Annotated in this window: 4 protein-coding genes; 3 read left to right on the top strand and 1 reads right to left on the bottom strand. The window is 61.3% G+C overall.

Features of this window, described 5'->3' with window-relative positions; translation table 11 throughout:
- From CEY15_RS18630 to CEY15_RS17285, 3 genes are all read left to right on the top strand, one after another.
- Positions 1–264: hypothetical protein (locus CEY15_RS18630; RefSeq protein WP_217987120.1), on the top strand; the 264-nt coding region annotated here is incomplete at its 5' end.
- Positions 265–414: 150 nt separating this feature from the next.
- Entirely contained in the window at positions 415–1,311 is an 897-nt protein-coding gene (locus tag CEY15_RS17295) for an alpha/beta fold hydrolase (protein ID WP_069388583.1), read from the top strand.
- 627 nt (positions 1,312–1,938) lie between these two features.
- Positions 1,939–4,515: an AAA family ATPase gene (locus CEY15_RS17285; RefSeq protein ID WP_245847716.1), complete on the top strand. Its 2,577-nt coding sequence runs from the start codon at positions 1,939–1,941 to the stop codon at positions 4,513–4,515.
- Positions 4,516–4,738: 223 nt separating this feature from the next.
- Here CEY15_RS17285 and CEY15_RS17280 read toward each other — a convergent pair whose 3' ends face one another.
- Complete coding sequence (locus CEY15_RS17280; protein ID WP_095719449.1) at positions 4,739–5,518, bottom strand: recombinase family protein; 780 nt, start codon at positions 5,516–5,518, stop codon at positions 4,739–4,741.
- Positions 5,519–5,715: the final 197 nt, after the last annotated feature.

The raw sequence follows: 5,715 nt of genomic DNA, 5'->3' as shown, positions 1-5,715 counted from the left end.
CCAGTTACGCACTCCGGATCCGGAAGGGCCCCTTATCCATGGGTGTGGGCTCGCGTGCACACCACGCGCGAGACCGCCGTTGGGGTGCTGCAGCAGGTACAGATCGCTGTGGTGGAAGTCCGAACGGATCGCGCCGGCCGATCGCGCCGACTCCACGAGTCTTTCAGCCGCGTGGAACGCCCGCCCGATCTCCGCCCGGAACAGCTCGGTTCCAGCATCCGGCGAGAGGATGACGTCGCTGAACCCGAGATTGAACCGCTGTGAGTGCGCCAATTGTGGCTGGTTGATCGACTACGAGGAGTCTGGGTCGGTGTCGAGTGAGTGTGCCGGTCGAGTGTGGTGTGCAATGGTATTCACCCCCTGCGGCAACATGACTGAGAATGCTCCACTCGATAATCATGGCGAGGAACTTCTATGGATCCTGTAGTCACAACCCTTGAGCTCCGCGGTGACGGTGTCACACTTGCCGCCGACCGGTGGGATCCACCGTCAACTGCGGGCGATTCAGACGTCAGCAGTAAAGGTGTGGTGCTGTTGCTGCACGGCGGCGGGCAGACCCGGCATTCCTGGCGAAACACCGGACGCAGGCTCGCGGCGGACGGCTGGTCCGCCCTCGCCCTGGATGCACGGGGGCATGGGCAGAGCCAATGGGCACCGGACGGGGACTATGGCATCGACGCTCTGGTCGCCGACCTGACCTCGGTCATCGGCGAGTTGGGGCAGACGCCGGTACTGGTCGGGGCCTCGATGGGCGGTATGACGTCGTTGATCGGACAAGGAGAGAATCCCGAGCTCGCTCGTGGTCTGGTGTTGGTCGATATCGCCCCGAAGGTCGAACCGGGCGGCACCGCGGAGATTATGGCGTTCATGCAAAGTGGCCTGGATGGTTTTGACAGCCTCGACGACGCTGCCGCAGCGATCGCAGCGTATACCCCGAACCGGGTCCGCACCCCCAACCCGCAGGGGCTGCGCAAGAACCTCCGTCTGCGCGATGGCCGCTGGTATTGGCATTGGGATCCGGCGTTTCTGCGCCAGGGCGACGAACCCACCCGCCAGACCGACTCGATCGTGCGATACGAACGCGCCCGGGACGCCGCAGCCGCGATTACCGTTCCCACGATGCTCGTTCGTGGAACACAATCAAACGTGGTCAGCGAAGAGGGCGCCAAAGAGTTGCTTGAGCTCATACCGACCGCCAGATTGATCGACGTCACCGGGTCCGGTCATATGGTCGCCGGCGACGACAACGATGTGTTCAGCGGCGGATTGAAGGGTTTTCTCGACAACGACGTTCTCGCATCGCGCCACTGACGCCGTCGAGGACTCGAACGTCACCGGCGGCGGGAGCTCACCTGGGTTGCGTATCGGTGCCGGTTGCATTGATGGCCGGATTCGCCCGCCCCCGCGGGCCGCTTCGCTGACAGCGGAGCTCGAGGACCGCTTCCCCGGATGTGGCCGCCCTGCGATCCCGGCTTCGATGTTGGCCACGAGCATGGACCGATAACCAGACTTTATGTAAAGCGGTCACGAGGTGAAGCCACCGAGCTCTCGCCCACCTGCCACGCCAGTAGCGAGGACGCTAAGCACATTCCGCATACCTACTAGCAGTCATCTCCTGCCGATCCGGCGGTGTCAGCCGCACCGCGTGCGCCCACCGGTTCGCCCTACTCGTCGCCGGTGAACTGTCTGACGGTGCGATCGGAGAAAACCGCTGCAACGAACCCCTCTGCGCTCGCGTCGGACCCCGGAGCCTCGTCGCCTCCACTCAATCAACGAACCGCCGCTACGACGTCGCCTGCGGATGAACCGTCAGACTCCACGAAGAGATAATGTCAGTGGTCGATGTTTCACTTGTGTGCCTGACGGCGTGCACCCGCTGTAGCCATCAACGGATCGTTTTGGTCATGGATGGTCCCGCTTTTCGAGGAAACGATTGAAGTGACGATCGAAGAGGACATACGCGACTGGGCGCTAACAAGGCCCGCGTGGCAACAGGACGTACTGATCGCCCTGTCGCACGGCGAAACGTACGACGATCCCGATGTCGTCGCGAAGCTCGCCGACCGTCTCCAGGAGCGGGGCAGTGCAACGCCCAACGAAGCTGCCCGAAACCTCACCCTCGGCGCGACCGAAGCGAGGCAGGTCTGGCTCAAGAGAATCTGCGGCGGCAATAGCGTCAACGCACTTGCCGCTGACCAGACACTGGCGTTTGAGCCCGCAGGACTAACGATCAGTTACGGCAACAATGGCGCTGGCAAATCCGGATACGCACGCATCATCAAAGCAATGGTTGCTGCGCGCCACTCCTCGCTCGTCCTACCAGACGTATATCGAGACGGCTCACCTGACCCGAGCGCTGAACTCGAGTACTCGGTAGACGGCCAGCCGTTCTCAGTGAAGTTCCCCGCCGATCCTCCGGTGCCGGATCTTCAGCAAGTTCGCTTTTACGACGAGCACTGCGGCGACGAGTACCTGCTCCGCGACTCGACCGTTACCTACCGCCCCTCTGCCCTCACCGTGCTAGACGGTCTCATCACCGTGTGTGGGATGGTTCGCGAGGAATTGCAGCGGCGCATTGCCGAAAGTAATCAGAAGCGCCTGAACCTCACCCTCCCCCAAGGCGCCGCTGGGAACACCTTCTTATCTCACCTGTCGGCCATTACAACTGACCTGGACATTGAGAACGCCTGCTCGTTTACATCCGAGGACGCCGATAACCTCGGCAAGGCGATTCAGGAAGTCGCACGGTTGGAGACGAGCGACGCCTCCAAAGAGCGTGTGCGCCTTCAGGCCGATGCCAGCCACGCCATGACTCTGAAAGCTGCGATCGCTGAGTTAGAAGACACCCTGAGCGCTGATCGCCTCACTGCGATCGAAAAGCTCAAGGACAACGCCCTGACCAAACGCTCTGCAGCAAATCTCGCAGCAGAGACATCCTTCGACGACGAGCCGCTGTCTGGAGTTGGTTCGGAGACCTGGCGGACACTATGGCGCGCTGCCCGTGACTATGCAGTCTCCGTCCCCGGCCATGAGCACGAGTTCCCCGAGGTCGGTGACGACGCCCGCTGCGCACTTTGCCAACAGCCACTTAGCGACGACGCCAAGGTGCGTTTCACTCGCTTCAACGCCTACATGACTGACACCACCGAGAGAGACGCCGTCGCAGCCGAGCACCTCTACGAAGAGGCGCTCGCCGGTCTCCGGGGACTGCATTTCTCTACCCAGACGATCGCGACCGCACTGACCGCACTCGGTACCCACGACGAGGCGCTGGCTAATGCTGCCCAGCGCCAACTACTCATGCTTGAGAAGCATCGCAACGAGGCACTGAAACACTTCGCGGCGAGTGGAGAGCCCTCGGCGCCGCTTACCGCGAACACCATCGCTACACGACTTGAGGAACTTACGAAGTCTTTGACCGCCAAAGCCGAGGCGACAGACGTCGCTGGTTTCCAGGCAACGTTGACTGCGGCAAAGTCCATCCGAAACGAGCTGGAAGCCTCTCGGCTGCTGAGCGAAAACAAGGATCAGATTAAGACCGAAGTCATTCGGCTTGAGGATTTCGGAAATCTCAACGCTGCCCTTTCCGCGACTGACACCAAGGGCATTACGCGCAAGGCAACCGACCTCACGAGCACCTACGCCACCAAACAGATCCGCGACCACTTCACCTATGAAACTGCTCGTATGCACCTAGAGAAGGTGACGCTCAAGGATCGGGGCGGACAGAAGGGACTGGTTCGTCAGATCCCAGCGCTTGTCGGTGTTCGGCACAAGGACGGTAGCGCCCGCGCAGTGCTAAGCGAGGGCGAGCAGACGGTGCTGGGTCTAGCCGGCTTCTTCACCGAAGCAGAGTTTGATCCCTCTAAGTCAGCCGTCATCTTCGATGACCCCGTGACCTCACTAGATCACGTACGGCGGGACAAAGTAGCGGACCGGCTCGTCCAGTTCGCCAAGTCGCGGCAGGTCATTGTCTTCACCCACGACATTGCATTCCTGACCGACCTCCTTAAGTCAGCGGACTCCGCCGAAGTCGAGGTATATCACCGCACCATCCAGCGGCGTGGCACGGTTCCCGGGTATGTCGCGGAAGGCTTGCCGTGGAAGGCTCAGGATATTGGGCTGAGGCTGAATACAATCCAGAATGAGATTACGAAGCTTACCAAGGACCGACAGGACCTAGACGACGACGAATACGAGCAGCGCGTCAACAAAATCGCGGGTTATCTGTCGGAGGCATGGGAGCGCACGGTGACAAGCGAGATCGTCAATCGCGTGTACGACAGGAGTAAGTCCGAAGTACGCCCCCTGATGGTACGAATGCTCGCCAAAATCTCCGACACAGATACCACCGAGTACCAAGAAGGCTACGGCAAAACGTCTAAGTGGGCTCTCCGACACGACAAGGCGGAAGAAACCAACTATGTTGCGCCGGAGCCCAACGAACTTGAGGCCGAATACGACCGCCTAAGGACCTGGCACAAGCGCATCAGGAGCTACCAGAACCAGAAGTAGACGGGCCTACTTCCCTCGTCGCGATTGACTACAGAGGCGAGGCGTCCTGGCGATGTGGTCTAGCACGACCTCGACCACATCGCCGACCCTGAAGCGCTCACATGCACCCCGACCCACGCTTCGTGATCTCCCAACACCACCAGCGCCACCGCAACAGTGACACAAACTAGCGCCTGCCTCCCTACATCGAGCTGTAGTCACACCGACCAGCTACGGAAGATAATCACCTCGATGGCCGCAATGCCCGATACAGCGTAGAGCGGCCGACCCCGAGATCTCGGGCGATTGCTGATGGCCCCTCCCCCGCCTCGATGCGGGCGCGGGCCTTGTTGATCTGCTCGTCGGTCAGGACTCGTTTGCGTCCCTTGTACTTACCCTTCGCTTTGGCGATGGCGATGCCCTCGGCTTGGCGTTCACGGATGATGGCCCGCTCGAACTCAGCGAACGCACCGAGCAGCGAGAGCATCAGGTCGGCTCGAGGATCCTGGGCGCCAGCGGCGTAGGTCGCGCGTTCGTGGACGAACTCCACACTCGCGCCCTTCGCGGTGATCTCGCCAACGATCTGCTTCAAATCAACCAACGAACGAGCGAGACGGTCCATCGACGCAACAACCAGCTCATCACCATCTCGCAGATACCCGATGCACTCTTCGAGCTTCACCCGGTCCGCGCGCGAGCGAGCCGACTGCTTCTCGACGTAGACCCGGTCGCACTCCCCCACCGCCTCGAGCTGACGCGCCTCGTTCTGATCCGCTGCCGACACCCGCACGTACGCCACCCGCTGCCCACGAGGGCGCGAGACCCGGCGAGCCGGCTTCGGAGCCGGCCTTGGCTTCGGCGTTACCTCGACGACGTTCTCCGAGTCCGTCGACTCCACCCGAAAGTTCCAGCCCGACTCGTCCCGACGACGGAACCGAGTCCGCACGCTCCCGCGACTGACGATGAGCACCTCCTCGCCACCATCACCCGCCCGGTTCAAGAGCGTCCCGATCCGATCAGCCATCGAAAGACCCTTTCGCCCGGAAACCTGCATCAATAGATCCTAGACCCGACGGGAAGGCGTTTCATAAGTATCGAACTAGACCCTGTGACACAGCAGCGATGGTTGGCGGCATATCGTCCCGCACGGGTGTACCCAAAAGAGACTAGTCGGAGCCTCACTTGCCGACGTGTGACTCTCAACTTCGTTTGGCGGGATTT

It is taken from the genome of Dietzia natronolimnaea (assembly GCF_002289575.1).
In the GTDB taxonomy this organism is placed as follows: Bacteria; Actinomycetota; Actinomycetes; order Mycobacteriales; family Mycobacteriaceae; genus Dietzia; species Dietzia natronolimnaea_A.
The sequence above is the reverse complement of the archived record's forward strand: the minus strand, read 5'-3'. Positions and strand labels throughout refer to the sequence as shown.